This is a genomic window from Castellaniella denitrificans (assembly GCF_027214045.1).
GTDB lineage: Bacteria > Pseudomonadota > Gammaproteobacteria > Burkholderiales > Burkholderiaceae_B > Castellaniella > Castellaniella denitrificans_A.
This window is the reverse complement of the sequence record NZ_JAPWHE010000010.1, coordinates 39,065-54,962: the sequence shown is the minus strand read 5'-3', so window position 1 is coordinate 54,962 and position 15,898 is coordinate 39,065. Positions and strand designations below refer to the sequence as shown.

The following is a 15,898-nucleotide window of genomic DNA, read 5'->3' as shown; positions in this document are numbered from 1 at the left end:
GCAGGCGTTGATCGTTCGCAAGTAAACGAAGATTTATTACGCGATGTGGTCTATGCTGATGAACTGACTGAAACAAATTCGTTCCGGTCACTGACAGCAGGGAAGAAATGGACAAGAAAGATAAAGATCGGATGCAAGAGGCGGTGAAGCCCGCAAATCCCAAGGCCGTGCCGAAACAGCCGCGTTGGCCTGGACTGGGCGGCAACTCAGGGATCAAAAGCGCCAAGTCTGTGCATAGCCGCATGCCAACGGGACGCGGCTCGGCGCGGGGTCGATAGACGGGGTTACTGTCTACTCCCAAGCCCGCCACGCCAGAAGGCGCGGCTACTCAGTATCTCCACCGCGCCCCTTTCTTCGGAAATTCTCATCGTCCTTGCAGTAGGCCAGAGCATCGCCCACTATCCCGACCAAGCGGTACAGGTTCTCGGGTTTGTCGAGCAGGACTTGGTCGCTGGCGCCGATCTGCAAGCCCGCGCGCGCGATCTCTGAACGGTGAGTATCGGTCAATGACACAATGAACTGCACGGCTGGATGTTTTTTGTCACCCCAGAACCGGAACAGCCAGCGGTTAGATTTTCCCCCATGCACGATTGAGAAATAGGACTCAGTGTCTCGGGCCTGGAGATACTCTCCCGGCAGGATGTCGCAGCAGATTTTGAACAGATTGCGTTCATCCGCAGTAGTAATGATGCGATCGTTTTCTGGATCTACGACAGGAGCGTCTTCATCCGCCACAACCTCCACGGGGACTGCGGCCGGTATAACCTCTGGTGCCGACAGGCTGGTGGCCACCATAGAACTGACGGATTGAGCTACCGCCTGCTTGACGATCGATTGAATGCTCTCCAAGAACTTGCTGGTCATGGTTCGTTGTGTACCCGAGCGAGTGGCGACGTATTTCACAAAGTCCAGGTCGCAGTCACGCAGCGCAGAGGTGATGGCATCCTTGAAAGCGTGCAGGTAGACGTTTTCTTCCGCCAGGGCGCGTAGCGCGTCAGGCTCCAGGTGGTCATAGTGGAAGCGCTCAAGCTGCTCGGCAATGTCTTCAGTTTCACCGGTGAAATCGACCACCAGGAACGGGTCGCGGTCCATGATGTTGCGATTGTCCAAGTCTGTGAAAAACCGCCACTCCCGGCCGTTGGTGATTGCAGCGACGGCGACCTCGGGTGTGGCGTTGTAGTAGCGTGAGAGCTGAGGGCAGTGATTCGTCAGATTGGCCGCATAGGCCTTGGCCTCGATGAACAGTACGGGAATGCCGTTGCTGAACAGTGCATAGTCGACGCGCTCACTTGCCTTGGCCCCCGGAAAGTCTGCGCCGTACTCAGCCTTGACCTTGGTCGGATCGTAGGGACTGAAACCCAAGATATCGAGCAGTGGAAGAATTAATGCCTGTTTGGTAGTTTCTTCGGTCGTGCAATGCGCGCCGACATTCTTGACGTGTTCGATATGATTCTCAATACGTCGCCTAAATTCCTGCATAATCCTCTCCGTCTTCCCTGCTAAAAATATTTTCACACGATCATAACGCTTTGTTACCTTCCATCAGAAAGTAATCCTCTCGTCTGCGCTCATCAATCAGGGTTTTTCAGAGGCCGACGCTACACCAAAAAACGCGGTCCAGATACAGTCTCACTGTTGAGCCAGTCGCTCCCTTTGTTCTGGGTTCAGGTCGATACCACCCTTGCGGGCCGCCTCGAACGTTCGTCGAAATTCCATGGGCCTGGAGTTCTCCTTAAACGGCGCTTGAGGATTTCCGGCGCTGGCTAGAACGATGGCCCCAATGTTGCATACCTCCGAGCCCGGCGATCAGTTCCGGTGCATCGTAGGCTTCCAGAAGTTGGGTGATCGCATAGAGCGGTGACCTTGGCGGAATCCCAGATGCAAAAAAGCCCGCGTTGGGGCGGGCGCAGGCAAGACCGGTATGTCAAATTTTTCCCCGCCGAACAAGCATGGCGATGGCGGGATGGCTTGGAGAACCGCATGAATTCTGGTGGGCCCCCCGAGAGTCGAACTCGGCACCAACGGATTATGAGTCTTGCACATCAGAAAGCAGCATAGGCAGTTGTCCTTTTAACTCAATGACTTGCAGCGCCAGCCGCGATTGCAGTCAGGACAATATGCTGTATGAGCATACAGTATTCTGCCGATTTTGGGCACGTTTTGGGCACACTTCAACGGTGCGATATTGCCCGCACATACCCCTGCAGCCCGTTCACCGACACAGCTTCTCGACGGTCTCATTGTGCGCCACCACTTGTCGGGTGATCCCCGGCGGCGTGGCGTCCAGTTCCTGGACATCCTGCCACCAGATTGGTCGGGCGATGTCGCAGTAGTTACCGGCCGGGCCGGCGCACCCACCGTTCAGCGCGATCACGGACAGCAGGATCATCCAGCGCATCGATTTTCTGAGCCACAGCATTGGCTTTCCCCTTCGCGGCTGCATCGCGCCGCCGTTGATCCAACTCTGCACTCCGGCGCGCCGCCCGGCCGCCCGCCGCGTAGGCCCCGGCCAGCACCAGCAGAGCGGCGCCCAGCATGAGCAGCCAGCCCTGCACGCGCGACCACAGCGCGGCAATCACGGATACCCCCGCCGGAATTGCGTCCACGCGTAGCCGTACATTTCCCGCAGGCCGGCCCAAGTCACCCGATGATCCACGATCAGCAGCAGGATGGGGTACAGCAACGGGGACACCAGCAGGACCAGCAGCACGAACGCCCGGTATGCGGCGGCGCGCATCACAGCACCCCGGCCTTGTGCTTCGAAACCTGCGACCATGCGATGAACACGGCCAAGGCCACCAGCACCAGCCCCACCACCACGCGGCTGATCTGGCCGGACGACAAGCTATCCTGCTGACGGGTGATGGCGTCCACGACGGCCGGCGCGGCTTCGGCAAGCTGGCTGATGCCCACGCCAGCGGTCGCGGTGGCGCCCACGGTCTCCCGCGTCACGGGGACGGGCCCGGCCGCACGCTTGGGTGGCTCGACCCCGGCCAGCGCCAGGCCCTTGTCGATTGTCTCGGCGTCGTACCAAGTGTTCGCCGTGTTCAGCGGGCCTTTGGTGTTTTCGTGCCGGATGATCGCTTCGACCAGCGGACGCAGGTCCGCGTAGCTCTGCATGTCCAGCCGGTCATTTGCCGCGCGGCCGGTCTGGACGGCCACGGCGCGCACGTAGGCGTTCGTGTAGTTCTCCTTCGGAGGAGCCCACCTTCCGATGATCTGCCGGATGGTCCGCAGCCCGTACTTATCCTGGTAGGTGATCAGCGTGCGGGCCAGCGCGCGGATGCCGTAAGCCGCCGACGCGAACGTGGCGAAATCCTTGTCGGGCTGATCCTTCGCCAGGCCTTGCCATGGATCGCCGTGGCGGATGTTGCCGGGGTTGTGGTTGCGAATTCCTCGGGATTGTTTCATTCTTCGGCCTCCATACGGCTGTTCATCTGGTGCTGCATAAGTTGCATTCGCAGCTGGCTTTCCAGTTCGTCACGCTTCATGCGGGCGACATGTTCCGCGTGTTCGTCGGCGCGTCGGGCCGTGTCTCTGCGATCCTGCCGGCGCTTGAAATAGCTGTTGATGGCGAAACCGCCCACGGCGACAGTCAGGCCGACGAGGCCCAGCCAGTCCACCCCGGACCACCACCCAGCAGCCCCGCCGATTGCACCGGCCACGGTGGCTTTGCTGGCGTATCCAGCCACGGCGGTGTCAACGGCGTCCAGGCTCATGCGGCGGGCTCCGGTTGCAACAGTTCGGCTTTGCGTGTCGCATCGATGATCCCGAGCGAGATCATCAGGTCCAGGCCCATTCCGACTGCGGGGTCCGACAGATCCACGAACTGAGCGGCGATCAGGCTGTCATAGGCCCGTTGCATGTCGATGCTTTCCGACGCCCGTACGGCGGCATATTCTGCGTTCGTGAAGCGCGTCAGGTATTCGCGGCTGGACAGGATCGTGCGTGGCTGGGGCGGTTCCGGTTCCGGCGCGGGCGGATCTTCGGGCGCCGGCGGATCGACCATAGCAAACCCATCTTCGATGCTGACCAGTTTCCCGGAGGCCATCCCGGCCAGCGCCTCGTCGTACTGCTCATCGTCAATTTCGATCCATGCCGGATCGCCGGACATATCAGCGCGGGATACCCCGCCAATGGTTGCGTATGGCATTATTTGATCCTCCGGTAGTACACGGCCGAGATATTGCGAGGACGCGCTTCGTCGCCGCCGCTTGATCCGGTTGTTGATGCTGAATTCGCTGAATATCGATTAGGAGTTACGGAATTTTGAACGTCAGCGCTCCCTCGCACGGCTCCGGCATGATCGTGTTCAGCGTTCTGGCTGAGTTGTGTGATTCCTTCTGTGGCGCCAGGACGAAAGAATTCACGGGTCGTATTGACCAGTCTGATCGTCTGTCCGTCCATCGGGCTGCCAGCCAGACTCACAACAGCAGTGGCGACGATGTTCGGGCTGCTGCCCGTGACGGTCTCCCCCGTCAAAACGCCTTCGTTGTAGCCACCCACCCCAGTCTGACCCGCAGTGCAGAGGATGTACCGATACCGGAGATCATTCGTGGGCGGCGGACTGTGGGGTGTGATGTAGCCGCCGATGGGGGTGCCGAGCCACTGTAGATCCGTGGTCGCGTCATCCAGGATGCGATGCTCGTAATCCCATCCGTCGTCGGCAGCATTGCGGCGCCACAATGTGTTCGTGCCGCTGTCCGCCCAGGTCATGCCGGACCATGTTTCCGCAGGCTCCGTGGGACCGAAATGATCGGAGGAAGCGGGCCGCAGGATCGCATCATTTTGCGCCCGTGGATATAGCCAGCACTGCCACTTTGTTCCATCGAGACACACGAACGCCGCGAAGTCTCCGGTCTGTGTCGTGATATCCGCTCCGCCAGGAAGAATCAGATTCGTGCCATTGGTGAGCGTGAGGGCGTCAATGAACCTCACAAGCACCATCCGCCCAGGGAAAGCCCCGGAAATCCCGGTAATGGTCGTGGTGCCGGTCACATCGAACAGCGATCCCTCGATGGGGAAGGCTATGGTGGCGGCAGATGCAACATCAGCGCCCTTCATCATTTGCTCAAAGCGCAGCGCATCGCCCTGTCCTTGGGGGGCGCCAGCATTTCGCAGCCGAAAGCCCCCGAAGTTCAGGCTTCCAGTGATCGGCGTTTGACCATCTGCGGCAATGCTTGCCTGGATGGCCGCCACCATGTCATTGAGAATCGCCATCCAGTCATTGGGCAGCGCACCCATGCCATTGACCGCCGGGTTCCAACTGTTCTGCGGTACCGTGTAACCGCCACTTCCGTTTCGGGGCATTGTGGGTACTCCAAAAAAATGCCCCGCTCGATCGCGGGGCGCTTAGAATTTCGATATGAAAGAAACGATCTGGGGCTTTGACCCTATATTCCTGGGGTGGCTACTGGCGGCGGTTATCCTGGCTTGGTGGAACAGCCGCAAGAGCTGATCCGTAGATAGCGGCTGGAATGGCAGCTCCTTGTCGCGGCGCGCGCGGCTGAATCAAGGCTCCACGCACACCCAGGGCCTTGCGTTGGCCCAAGGCCGCCTCGATGGCCTTGATCTGATCGCTGATCCCCAGCAGTTTGAATCCACGGCCGGCGCTGCCCATCATGTCCAAGACGCGTCCGATCGCCGCGGCTGCGGTGTTTGAGTTGTTGACCGCAGAGCCCACGGGCTGATTCACCATCAAGCGTCCCACACGGCCGATTGCGTGCAGTTGCCGGATTTCGGCCGGATCGAAGAATGCGCCTAGTTTTCCATCGCCCAGCGCCTTCAATGCCTTAGCGTACTGATCCGCGCTGAACCTCGCCGCCCCGATGTCATCGGGCTTTCCGGACAGCGCCCGATCCTTCAGGTGTTGCGCGATCCCCGAGCGCACCGATTCGCGCGCAGGCTGATTTTCGGCCAGCAGGCGCCCAAGGCGGCGAACATCTGCGTTCGAGGCGGACTGACTGGCGATGTACTGCTGGACGAATTTTTCAGGCGCGAGATCCCCAGCCTCCAGGGCTTGCAGGGCCGGGGTGTTCTCGATCTGGCGCTTCATGGCCCGCGTGGCGCCTCGGGCTCGGTTGAATGCCCCCACGGCCTGTTCGCCCAACGCGGAGTTTCCAGGCTCGGCTGGCAGCATTCCTGGGTTCACGGCGCGCGCGCCAACCGCTCCGGTCTGTTCTCCCAGGCCAAGGATCGGCGTGTCATCCAGCGCCTGACGCACGAGGCCCAGGGCGTAACGTGCCGATCCGTCGCTGGTCCCGCGCTGCAGAGCCGACATGCGGGTTTTCAGTTGCTCTGCATAATCCACGGTGAAAGGAACCCGACCCTGTGCGATCTGGTTCAGGTGGTTGCGCACGTCGGCGGGAAGGGCGCCTGCCACAAGGTTATCGTCCAGCAGTTGGCCCGCGCGCTGGGTGAAGGCCGCTCCATCAAGCGGGAAACTTCGTCCGGCGCTGTCGCGGGCCTGAGAGTACAGGGCGTTGATGTTGGACCGCTGCGTGTTCAGCCGGGACTGAAGCGCCCCCGTAGCGGATGCGCCCACGGCGGCCGGGTCGCTGTTCGGGTTGAATTCGTTGAGCGCCCTCACCAAGGCCGCATTGTTCTGGTTCTGGATGTCCGGCAGCCCGGCGCCGCCCAGTTGGGCCTGCATCTTCGCCAGGTTCTGTTCGCGGGTCACGATGTGGGGGTCCTGGGTCAGCATGCCGCGCGTGGGTGTGGCGCCCTGAACCTGCTGGAAGTCGGCCAGCCTGGCCAAGGCCTGAGGATTCAGGTCGCCCGTGCGCAACGCTGCCGCCGCTTCCGCCATCAGTTGCTGCTGTACGCGCGGCGGGACGGTCTCCCACGCGATGCCGGATTGGGCGAGAGAGGATTTCACGCGATCCAGCACCTGGGAAGGCCGCATGGCGGCGATGCGGTTGCCCACGCCCTGCACGATCCTCTGTCCGGCGGACGCGGCCATGGGAGCAGCCAAGCCACCCGCCAGACCAGCCATCATTTGCACGGGAGCGGGCGCCCCAGCTTCGCGCGCTGCGCCCCCGGCGGCCCCTGCGCCCCCAGCAGACACGACCTGCTGAGCGGGATTCATCGCGAGCCCCAGCAGCCCGGCTTGGGTCGCCCCGCTTGTGATCTTTGACAGCGCGCCAGCACCTCCGGAAAGCCCCCCAGCGCCAGCCATGAGCCTGGCGGTGTCGCCAACGACGTTTTCCACGGCCCCCTGAGGCTGAGGCAGGCCCAGCGCATCGGCGCCACGCGCGGCCATCTGACCGGTGGATTCGGTCGCCTCGGGCAGCCCCATCGCGCGCGCCGCCGGGTTCACAACCATCCGGCGCAGCGGCTCGGTGAATATGTCCGCCACCTGGCCCAAGCCTTCGAGGCCGTAGCGCGCCGTCAGGCCGACTTGGCGACCAAGACGGTCAACGATCCCCGGCTGGTCCTGCTCCTGAGTGGCTTGTGCGGGCTGCTGTGGCTTTGCTTGCAATCCCATGCGTCCGTAGATTTCTTCATCTGTAAATCCGGCCTCACGCGCTTTCTGAATGCGCGCGGCCATATCGGCATTGCCCTGGATACGAGCCAGTATCTCTTCGTCATTGAAGCCAGCATCCCGCGCCTTCTGGATGCGCTCCGCCATGCTCATTTTCTGTTCCAGGGGCAGTGTTCCAGCCTGGGCGGCCGGCATGATGAAATCCAGAGCCTTCTGGGTCCAAGACGCGCGGCTGTCGTATGCCGGCACTCCTGGGCGCAGAAACTGATCCGTGAACAACCGGCCGGCAGCCTGAGCATCCGGCGCGGCCCGCAAGGCAGGCAATACGCGCCCCTCTGGGGTGTCCTTCAATTCGTGCAGCAGGAACTGGTAGTTCGCCTCAGGGTCGCTCACATCTGCCTTGTTCTCAGCCGCCCACTGCTCGAACGCTTGACGGCGCGGGCCGGTCCATTGTGCCCAGCCGAATCCGCCGCGGCTGCCGGGCACCGCCGGATTTTCTTCGTTGATGGCCTGCAGCCCGGCCGATTCGTGGCCGAGTTGGCCCACAACGCCGGCGGCTTGCTGGGGCGTCAAGTTCAGGTCCGATGAGAGCCGCCGGATGACGATGGGCGCGAGAGTTTCCCAAGCCATGTCAGAACCCTAGAATGTCGTTCAATTGTTGTGCGCGATCCGGTTCCTTCTGCGGGAACATCGGATTTTCATCTGCATATTGACGCGCAATTTGGTTGAAGCCAGCATCCAGACGCCCGTTTTTCTGTACGTATTCATCTGCGAGCTTGGCGATGTCGAGTTTCCGTTTCTCCAATTTTCGAAAGGCGTCGACCATTAAGCGATTGCCCTCCGGGGAGCGATCCAGGCCGATGTTCGATTCTTTCAAGAAATTCAAGTCGCGATCCGAAACGGCCCCAGGCAAACCCATGCCTGAATCTGGGGAGCGCATCAGCAGGGCCATGCGGTTCTGCACTGCAGTTAACAGTTCGCCCCCTGCGATCTTGTCGGCATTCCCGACGCCCATCGTCAAAGCCATTTGACGAACGGCCTGTTCCGCGCTTCCCAAACTGCCAGTCCTAACACCGGAATCCAAACCTACTTGAGCCAGATCCAGTAGCCCGAGCATTTGCTGAGCGCTCTGGGCCTGAGTCGAGAGGTCGTCATAGCGCTTGGCGAACAGCTTGGCCGATTCCGTATCCCATGCTTTTTCGCCCGCGCCCACGTTGACGGTGGTGCCGCGCGTGCCTTGCAGCACCGCATCACGATACGCGGGAGTGCCGGGTTGCAGGCCTGCCGCTTCAAGGTTTTGCATGAGGGATGTCGGGCGCTGTCCAGGGTTGACGTTTTCCAACACGGCGCGCTGAAACTCGGGTGTTCCGGGCTGCAGGCCCGCAGCGGTCAGGTTTGACTGCAGACTGGTGGGAGCCTGTTGAGAGGCTGTTGCCTTCAGATAATTTCCCGGCCCCATGGCTTGGTATGCCATCAGGGAACGCTGAGGATCGTTGGGGAACAGCAGGGGCATGATGGGCTTGCCGGACAAGGCTTGCCCAAGCTGGGCCGCGTTCTGGTTCGTCGGGCCTACAGAGCCGCCTGCTGCGCCGGAGGCCAGCACCTGACCGATCATCTTGCCCTGATCTTGCTGAGGCATGAATAGCGACCTGTCGTAATCCTGCTGGGATTTCTGGATGTCGGCCAGCCGGTCCGGGATCGAGTTCATCGTCCTACCGCCCAGATAGGATTTCAGCCCCTGGGACAGGTACTGTGTCCAGGATGGCGCGACGTAATGCCCCGAGACCATCTGACCTTGGGGAATTTCGGAGCCCTGATCCATGAGCGCACGGCCCATCTGAGCGGCGCGCTCCAGTTCGAACTTCTTGCGCTGCAAATCTGGCGCAAGAAGGGGGGATGTGAATTCTTGCTGTGCCATCAGATTGCTCCATAATTCACGGTCTTGAAGCCGCCGATCTCGCTCACGGCGTGCGGTGCGACCTTTTCGACTTCATCAGCCATGTAGCCCATCTGAACGGGGCCTCCCCAGACGTATCGGTACGAGTAGATCGACAGCCCATGGGCGCCGGTGCCAACTCGCTTGATGTCTCGCTTCAGGCGACGGTCGGAAAACAGAGCACCAAATCCGCCCGCTGCGCCGGCGCCTTGCAGCAGACCGCTGCCGATTCCGAACAGGCCGCCGAGCATGTTTCCACTGGCCGCTTGGTCTGCGTTGTAAGCTCCGAGTTGCGCCTGATAGCCAGCATTCGCCGCGCCCAGCATGTCCGCGCCGCCGGTCGTGGCCTGTTGCGCGAAGCCAGGAAACTGCGGCATGGAGACCTGGTTTCCGGTTCGGAGCGCATTCAGTTCGTTCAGCGGCAGCGATCGAGCCCACGCTTGTTCCTGCAGGGCTTGCTGGCGCCCCTGCTGAGACTGGTTGAACTGCATGCCCTGCTGCTGCATGCCCAGACCGATGCCCTGCAGTTGGGCCTGGGTCAGCGCGTCGTTTCGCTGCTGTCCGAATTGGCCCATAGCGTTGTTGTACGCCTGGGATCCCTGGGTGATGCCTTGCTGAGCCAGTTGCGCCCGCAGGGCTTCCTGCTGCCGGTCCAGATCGGGATTCATGCGCTGCATGATCAGATCGGCCGCATTGTTCGTCGCCAGATTCGGGTCGTATACCCGACCAGCAGAGGGCAGATTCGACATGTCGAAGCCCTGGCCCATGGTTTCGTTCACCCGGCCTGCTGCGGAGTTCTGGGCGTCAAACAGGCCCATCTGCAGCTTGTTTTGCTGGTCCAGCAGCGCCTGCATTTCCGGGGAAAGCTTGATGGTCTGGGTCCAGTTGTCGCCGCCAGACCAAAAATCGCTTGCATTGGGGGCGACAGGCGCAGAACCATTAAATCCTGAGCCGCCGTCTCCACCAACATAGTTCACCGGGGTCTCTTCAGGCCAATTTCCCAGCAAGCCACCCCCTGCGCTGTTTCCGGCTTTTGCCGCTTGGTTCGCCAGGGCCTGGTTATAGGACGCCAGGGCGGCATCATACCCGGCTTGATTGAACGCGCGGTCGTTCGTCCAGGTGGAAGTGCCCCAGGGGGTGTACTGGTTCGGACGGTTGGCCTGGGTCGCGTATTTCGCAGCGGCGAGGTTCCCGGCTGCCGTTGCTTGGGCTGCGCCAGCGTAGTCAGGTGCGTCAGGAGCGTCCCCTTTGCCACCGCCGGCCGGCTTGATCAGGCCGCGAAAATCCGGCCGAAAAGCGCGATAGGGAAGGGCAGGGACGCCCAGGATATCAAGGGTTCGCATAGGGTAATTCCTTCAGCCAGCGGCATTTTTCCGCTGTCATGGTGTAGATGCACAAGTCGCCTTCGGGATGTGCGTCTGAAAGGATTGCTTCCAGCTCGAAACCCAGGTGTTCATCGAATCGGCGGGCGCGCTCATTCACGGACGACACTACCCCGGTGATGCGCCGCGCCTTCAGTTGGACAAAGGGGTAGTGGAAGATGACGGAAAGAAAGCGTCGGTCCAGCCATCCCCGACCTTCACCGGCGATGTGACAGAACACGTTCACGCCGTTGAAGTCCTGGTACAGGACGCCAGCCACGATTTGGCCCGCCTTGACCCTGCCTATGGCCTGCGCGGTGCCTGGCGTGTAGCGCGTGTTCATGGCACGTTCGCACACCCAGGGGCCAATCACATCGGGATCGAAAATAATCCCGTCCTGAATCATCTGGCCGCCGGCAAAGATCACAGCAAGCCTCCGCGGGTGTAGACGAAATCGGTGGCAGACCATTCGACGGGGGAGAAATTGTTCTGCACCAGCAAGCGCAGGCCGGCAGCCTTGGCGATATTGCCCACCGTCAGCCAGTCCTGGACCTGTTGCAGGGAACCCCCCCAGACCATCGAGCCCCAGACCATCGAGCCCCAGACCATGCCGTCCGGTGCGTTTGCTGTGAGCGCGCCATCCGGAACGGCAGGGAGATAATCACCGTTCAGCGCATACAAGATCGATGGATTACCACCGGTGGCGATGTATGGCCGGACCATCGTGAAATACTTGGTCTGGACCTTGGTGCCGAAGTGTCCGAAGGCCTGCAGGCAGTCGGCGGTGATCGGCTTGGCGTCGTCCGAGCTCCCAGTCCAGGCCATCATGACCTTGCCATTGGTGCCGAAAAACAGGCCCAGTTCCGAATAGCACCAGCACGTAGCATCCCAGCCGCTGAACTTCGCCCACGACCCTGTCAGCGTGTTCTGCAGGTACTGAATATTCTCTGTTTGCCCCGGAACATTCAGCACCAGGGCGGAATAGTCGGAGGCCAGGCACAGTTCCCAGCCGAATGTCGATTTGTAGGTGTTCGCGGCCAGCCGAATCTGGTTCTGGATTTTGTCAGTAAGGGCTACGCGGCGATCCACCGAGGCGGACAGAAGACCCCGGCCCAGGGGGAAAACTCCGTCCTCGCAGATGATCAGCAAGTCTCCGCCGAACTTGATCGCGCACCGCTGGCCAATCGGCCGGCCCAGGTAGAAGACACCGATCAGAGACCAATTCCCGAGTGTGGACGGATCGAATCCTGCGTATACCGCGACCTCGCCATTGCTGGAAATGACCACCATGTGATCGTCCGAGCCATTTCCGGAGTCGATGGTCCATGTCTTCGCCGTGACGATATGCCCCCCGCGCTGAAAGATCTGTCCCATGTCGATCGCCGTGGCTGCGCCGCCGATCTGCGCTGGCGGCAGATACCATAGGGACATCGAGCCCTTCTCAACCAGGTACAGACGGCCTTTGAACACCAGTCCGTCGACGATGCGAGTGGTGTCCGCAATGCCGGTGATGCTGGGCGTGCTGCTGCCGTCAATAGAGGTCCAGGTTGTCCCGTCGAACAGCAGCGGTTTGTCTGCCCCATTGAAGGCATACAGGAAAGATCCTCCGGCGGTTGTGGCGGAGACGATCTGGTAGCGCGCGCTGGTCTGTCCGCTGACATCGGGGGCCCCAACCGTGCCCGATGAGGTGATGTTGTAGATCCCACTTCCGGCCGCCGCGTACAACTGGGTCACACCGTCAGGCGGGTTGTATTCCCAGATCGTTTCCACGTTGCCCGTGATGCCGTCCGCGTGCGTCAATGATCCGCGGCGAACAGAAACCTTTCCCGGCTCCGGCCACCAGTTCTCCATGATTACCGCGTCCGTTGGCGGCATGTCGGCGATGGCATCGCGATCATTCAGGCCGCCCACAGGCGCGGGAATCGTCGTAGCGCTGGTCTGCGGCATGCGCCCAAGGGAGCGACGGCGCTTCACCATTGCGGACTGCCCCAGCTCCCGTCAGGGATATTGCGGTTGGAGAGGAACTGATTGGCCGGACGGCGGGAGATCGACAGTGCCGGCGAGCTCGCATCCTGGGCCTTGCACTGGTCCAGCAGGTTCTGGAACTGAGAATCCTCCAGGCTGAAATCGAGCCCCTTGGCTTGCAGGAAAAGAACCTTTGCGCCCAGCACCATCAAGGAATCGTCGTAGATCGTGGTGTCGGTGTCGGCGGTGAATGCAGCCTTGGGGGTGCCGTCCTGGCTCAATACCCAGTTCTTGCTGACGTACTCGAAGGCGAACAGCAAGCCATCGGGCGGGGGGGGATTCAGCGCGATGCAGTTACCCAGGATGCGGAACCGCTCCCGAGGACCGCTGTACACGATGCCGGACTTGAAGGACTGCCATGCTTGCCCGGACTGCGGACCCATCAGCGGCCAGCGGTTCGTGCGGTCCCATTCCGTCTGCGGGATCTGCTTCTTCCAGTCGTCAGGCAGAGGATATTCAACCTGGGAGAACTGCAGGTCGAACGTTCCCGAACGGTCCGCCGGCATGTTCATCGTCAGTTGCGTTGGGGAATCCACGCTGACGATCTGCGCGAACGGACGCGCTCCGGTGCCCCAGATTCCCCACTTGGGAGAGAGTCCTGACGTGTCGGCCACCGTCACCACCGCGCTGTTTTCCGTCAGCATGGCGGCCATCGTGGCGGCCTTGGTGGTCAGGATGTGTTCGCGCACCAGACGCTGCCAGTCGTGGTCGCGGGTCAGATCACCGCCCAGGCGCGACATGAGCGCGAACACCTGACGCACGGTCTGATCGTTATTCCCCACGACGCCCGAGATATTGGCAAGCCCCAACTCTGCGAGGGCCTGACGGACCAGTTCCAGCAGCGTCATGGCGGCTTACTCCGTGACCTTGCGCGGGCGCCCGGGGGCGCGTTTCTCGGTCTGGTCGGCCGCAGCGTCGGCATCGGCGGTCTTGGTGGCATTCTCGGCCTTCAGGGCCTCGTTCGCTTCTTCCAGCAGACGGATGCGCTCCTGCATGGCTTCGCGCTCCCGCGCCCATTCGGTGGCCGCAGCGTCGGCATCGGCGGATTCCAGGAACTGCTTGGCCCGTTCACGCAGCTGGTGATAGCCAGGCCCCAGCCGCTGGATGTTGCCGTCCGACACGCCGGCCAGCGACTCGACCGTCGTGATGTTGACGTGCTTCAATTCTTTGACCTGGCTGCGGGTGACCTGCGGCCATTCTTCCAGGGGGGTCCCCTGTTCAGCGATTTCCAGGCCGCGAGAAAACGCATCCCAGGCCCTCGGAAAGCGCTGCTTGTCCTGATCGGACGCCACGCGGGCGATCACCGTGCGAGTGTCCCCCGGCGTCTGGATGCGCACGAAATCCTTCTCGTCGAAGATGGGGCGGCCCGCCTCGGCCGATTTGAAATTGTTCTGGACCGCGTCCCGATAGAACTCGACCAGCGCGCCGTTTTCCTGAATCATGGTGTTTATCCTTCGCGGGATTGCCGCTGAAAAGAATGGGGCGACCCGAAAGCCGCCCCTGTTGGTGGTGAATCAGCGAATGTCACGCTGTCGTGGTGATGTCGATCTCGCGCGGATTGGCGGTGCCGGTGCTGGTCGCCGTGCCGTTGGCCGTACCCGTGAGAGTCACCTTGATCTGCAGGGCATCCACGGCGGCCTGAGCAGACGCATCGATCGCCTGCGCAATGGCGTTCGCCAGAGCAGGCGCACACCCCAGGCCGATGAAGGTTTCAGGTTTCGTTGCCATGTCGCCTCCTTAAACCGACGACGCGGCGAACCAGCCTTGGTCTCCGCTCGACATTGCTACGGGCGGGGACGTGTAGCTGCCGCCGCTGCTGGCCGCTTCGAACGTGGCCGCGTTGATCGCGCAGGCCGTCGTGCTGGCCGAAATCGAGCCGCCGGCCTGGGCGTAGACGTACCGTTTGCCGTCCGAGCCCCAGACCTGGGAGCCCAGGCGGTGGCCGGAACGGCGCTTCGTGTCGGCGCTGTCGATTTTCTGCAGCAGCGCCACCCCGATTTTCGGGGTATCGGTGAACTTCGTAGCCATGATGATTTCCTCGTGTGGTTGGAAGATGCGGGCCGAAGCCCGCATCGCAATCAGTTGGAGAGCACGCCGTTGAACTGGCTTCCAGAGCAGGTCAGGTTGCCCGCCCAGCCGATCAGGCGCACCACCGCATCCTGGTTGACCGATTGCCGGTCATTGCCAAGGGGCACGAAGTTGCGCTGACGATGGGGCCGGAACTTCAGATACGACGTATTGATGAAGTACATCGTCTTGGCGGGCATGTTGCCGCCGATCCCGCCGTCGAAGATCACGTCCGCGTTGGCGCCCGCGCCGTGGTACTTCAGGCTGGTGAAGCCGGCGCCGGCCAGGCCTTGGCCCGAGTCGTTCGTCACGCGCTGGATGGCCTGCAGCGCCGACTGGTAGTAGTCGAACGCCTCGTTATCCGCCACGATCAGATCCACGCGATCGGTACCGCGTGCGCAGGCCAGGGCCAACTTGTTCATACCCGACAAAATGGTGCTGGCCGACATGGCCGCGCCGACATCGGACGTGCAGGAGATTTCCTGATTGCGCCAGAAGTTCCAGGTCCCGCGGTCAATGCCGCCATAAACCCCGGAGGTCGGGGTGGTGGAGATCGCGGCCAGAAGGCCCGTGATGTCCTTCCCGCCGTTGCCGGTACCATCGCCGTACAGGCCGGCCGAGATCGCGTTTCGCAGCTTCGTTTCGGCAACCTGCACGCGACCGGCCAGCAGGTCGATCATCTGCTCGCGGCCGGCGTTCTGGATGATCTCCAGGCCGCTGATCGTGACAGCGCGGGCATACTGCTTGAAGTCGTACTCAGCCGCGCTGATCGGGGAATCGGGCGTGATGTCGATCACGTCATACCCGCTGTACGAGCCCGAGGACGTATCCCCATCGTCGTACACGATTTCTTCCATGATGTGCGTGCCGCCCGACACGAGTTTCACGTTGCCGCGCTGGCGCAGCTTCATAAGGAGCGCATTGTTGTGCTCCAGGTTGTCCGCCAAGGCGCGAGACCGGGCGGCGATGGTGGTGGCGAGCAGGTCGCTTACCTGAGAGTTTGCGAAAGCCATGGTAATTTCCTCG

Annotated in this window: 17 protein-coding genes; all 17 read right to left on the bottom strand. The window is 61.7% G+C overall.

The window, feature by feature from the left end; genetic code table 11:
• Positions 1 to 324 precede the first annotated feature (324 nt).
• A complete protein-coding gene (locus O4H32_RS12585; protein WP_269359688.1) occupies positions 325 to 1,479 on the bottom strand; it encodes a type I restriction endonuclease in 1,155 nt (384 codons plus the stop codon).
• 733 nt (positions 1,480 to 2,212) lie between these two features.
• Positions 2,213 to 2,419 (bottom strand): hypothetical protein, encoded by a 207-nt coding sequence (locus O4H32_RS12580; RefSeq protein WP_269359687.1) that lies wholly within the window; start codon positions 2,417 to 2,419, stop codon positions 2,213 to 2,215.
• 156 nt (positions 2,420 to 2,575) lie between these two features.
• Positions 2,576 to 2,737 (bottom strand): hypothetical protein, encoded by a 162-nt coding sequence (locus O4H32_RS12575; protein WP_269359685.1) that lies wholly within the window; start codon positions 2,735 to 2,737, stop codon positions 2,576 to 2,578.
• Complete coding sequence (locus O4H32_RS12570) at positions 2,737 to 3,411, bottom strand: hypothetical protein (RefSeq protein WP_269359683.1); 675 nt, start codon at positions 3,409 to 3,411, stop codon at positions 2,737 to 2,739. The genes O4H32_RS12575 and O4H32_RS12570 overlap by 1 nt, the downstream gene beginning before the upstream one ends.
• Entirely contained in the window at positions 3,408 to 3,719 is a 312-nt protein-coding gene (locus O4H32_RS12565) for a holin (protein WP_269359682.1), read from the bottom strand. Before O4H32_RS12565 ends, O4H32_RS12570 begins: the two co-directional genes overlap by 4 nt.
• Positions 3,716 to 4,114 carry a hypothetical protein gene (locus O4H32_RS12560; RefSeq protein ID WP_269359679.1) on the bottom strand — a complete coding sequence of 133 codons (399 nt, stop codon included), beginning with the start codon at positions 4,112 to 4,114 and terminating at the stop codon, positions 3,716 to 3,718. The genes O4H32_RS12565 and O4H32_RS12560 overlap by 4 nt, the downstream gene beginning before the upstream one ends.
• A gap of 38 nt (positions 4,115 to 4,152) precedes the next feature.
• Entirely contained in the window at positions 4,153 to 5,244 is a 1,092-nt protein-coding gene (locus tag O4H32_RS12555) for a hypothetical protein (protein WP_269359677.1), read from the bottom strand.
• Positions 5,245 to 5,410: 166 nt separating this feature from the next.
• The gene (locus O4H32_RS12550; RefSeq protein WP_269359675.1) at positions 5,411 to 8,113 is read right to left on the bottom strand and encodes a phage tail tip lysozyme; all 2,703 of its coding nucleotides are present in this window, start codon (positions 8,111 to 8,113) and stop codon (positions 5,411 to 5,413) included.
• Between the two features lies 1 nt (position 8,114).
• On the bottom strand, positions 8,115 to 9,401 hold the full coding sequence (locus tag O4H32_RS12545; protein ID WP_269359673.1) for a hypothetical protein: 1,287 nt from the start codon (positions 9,399 to 9,401) through the stop codon (positions 8,115 to 8,117).
• Positions 9,401 to 10,762, bottom strand: coding sequence for a tail fiber domain-containing protein (locus O4H32_RS12540; protein ID WP_269359671.1), 1,362 nt, complete (start codon positions 10,760 to 10,762; stop codon positions 9,401 to 9,403). Before O4H32_RS12540 ends, O4H32_RS12545 begins: the two co-directional genes overlap by 1 nt.
• Complete coding sequence (locus O4H32_RS12535; protein WP_269359670.1) at positions 10,749 to 11,207, bottom strand: GNAT family N-acetyltransferase; 459 nt, start codon at positions 11,205 to 11,207, stop codon at positions 10,749 to 10,751. Before O4H32_RS12535 ends, O4H32_RS12540 begins: the two co-directional genes overlap by 14 nt.
• Positions 11,204 to 12,727 (bottom strand): hypothetical protein, encoded by a 1,524-nt coding sequence (locus O4H32_RS12530; RefSeq protein WP_269359668.1) that lies wholly within the window; start codon positions 12,725 to 12,727, stop codon positions 11,204 to 11,206. Before O4H32_RS12530 ends, O4H32_RS12535 begins: the two co-directional genes overlap by 4 nt.
• A gap of 23 nt (positions 12,728 to 12,750) precedes the next feature.
• Positions 12,751 to 13,653 carry a hypothetical protein gene (locus O4H32_RS12525; RefSeq protein WP_269359666.1) on the bottom strand — a complete coding sequence of 301 codons (903 nt, stop codon included), beginning with the start codon at positions 13,651 to 13,653 and terminating at the stop codon, positions 12,751 to 12,753.
• 6 nt (positions 13,654 to 13,659) lie between these two features.
• Positions 13,660 to 14,247 carry a hypothetical protein gene (locus O4H32_RS12520; protein ID WP_269359664.1) on the bottom strand — a complete coding sequence of 196 codons (588 nt, stop codon included), beginning with the start codon at positions 14,245 to 14,247 and terminating at the stop codon, positions 13,660 to 13,662.
• A gap of 82 nt (positions 14,248 to 14,329) precedes the next feature.
• Positions 14,330 to 14,533: a hypothetical protein gene (locus tag O4H32_RS12515; RefSeq protein WP_269359662.1), complete on the bottom strand. Its 204-nt coding sequence runs from the start codon at positions 14,531 to 14,533 to the stop codon at positions 14,330 to 14,332.
• A 9-nt stretch (positions 14,534 to 14,542) separates the two neighbouring features.
• Positions 14,543 to 14,833, bottom strand: coding sequence for a hypothetical protein (locus tag O4H32_RS12510; RefSeq protein WP_269359660.1), 291 nt, complete (start codon positions 14,831 to 14,833; stop codon positions 14,543 to 14,545).
• Between the two features lie 50 nt (positions 14,834 to 14,883).
• Complete coding sequence (locus O4H32_RS12505; RefSeq protein WP_269359658.1) at positions 14,884 to 15,885, bottom strand: phage major capsid protein; 1,002 nt, start codon at positions 15,883 to 15,885, stop codon at positions 14,884 to 14,886.
• Positions 15,886 to 15,898 lie beyond the last annotated feature (13 nt).

Excerpts from the sequence above, each read along its gene's own strand:
- O4H32_RS12525 (WP_269359666.1), bottom strand. The coding sequence starts at position 13,653 with ATGACGCTGCTGGAACTGGTCCGTCAGGCCCTCGCAGAGTTGGGGCTT.
- O4H32_RS12570 (WP_269359683.1), bottom strand. The coding sequence starts at position 3,411 with ATGAAACAATCCCGAGGAATTCGCAACCACAACCCCGGCAACATCCGC.
- O4H32_RS12555 (WP_269359677.1), bottom strand. The coding sequence starts at position 5,244 with ATGGGTGCGCTGCCCAATGACTGGATGGCGATTCTCAATGACATGGTG.
- O4H32_RS12550 (WP_269359675.1), bottom strand. The coding sequence starts at position 8,113 with ATGGCTTGGGAAACTCTCGCGCCCATCGTCATCCGGCGGCTCTCATCG.
- O4H32_RS12515 (WP_269359662.1), bottom strand. The coding sequence starts at position 14,533 with ATGGCAACGAAACCTGAAACCTTCATCGGCCTGGGGTGTGCGCCTGCT.
- O4H32_RS12565 (WP_269359682.1), bottom strand. The coding sequence starts at position 3,719 with ATGAGCCTGGACGCCGTTGACACCGCCGTGGCTGGATACGCCAGCAAA.
- O4H32_RS12545 (WP_269359673.1), bottom strand. The coding sequence starts at position 9,401 with ATGGCACAGCAAGAATTCACATCCCCCCTTCTTGCGCCAGATTTGCAG.
- O4H32_RS12520 (WP_269359664.1), bottom strand. The coding sequence starts at position 14,247 with ATGATTCAGGAAAACGGCGCGCTGGTCGAGTTCTATCGGGACGCGGTC.
- O4H32_RS12580 (WP_269359687.1), bottom strand. The coding sequence starts at position 2,419 with ATGCTGTGGCTCAGAAAATCGATGCGCTGGATGATCCTGCTGTCCGTG.
- O4H32_RS12560 (WP_269359679.1), bottom strand. The coding sequence starts at position 4,114 with ATGTCCGGCGATCCGGCATGGATCGAAATTGACGATGAGCAGTACGAC.
- O4H32_RS12585 (WP_269359688.1), bottom strand. The coding sequence starts at position 1,479 with ATGCAGGAATTTAGGCGACGTATTGAGAATCATATCGAACACGTCAAG.
- O4H32_RS12505 (WP_269359658.1), bottom strand. The coding sequence starts at position 15,885 with ATGGCTTTCGCAAACTCTCAGGTAAGCGACCTGCTCGCCACCACCATC.
- O4H32_RS12540 (WP_269359671.1), bottom strand. The coding sequence starts at position 10,762 with ATGCGAACCCTTGATATCCTGGGCGTCCCTGCCCTTCCCTATCGCGCT.
- O4H32_RS12510 (WP_269359660.1), bottom strand. The coding sequence starts at position 14,833 with ATGGCTACGAAGTTCACCGATACCCCGAAAATCGGGGTGGCGCTGCTG.
- O4H32_RS12575 (WP_269359685.1), bottom strand. The coding sequence starts at position 2,737 with ATGCGCGCCGCCGCATACCGGGCGTTCGTGCTGCTGGTCCTGCTGGTG.
- O4H32_RS12530 (WP_269359668.1), bottom strand. The coding sequence starts at position 12,727 with ATGCCGCAGACCAGCGCTACGACGATTCCCGCGCCTGTGGGCGGCCTG.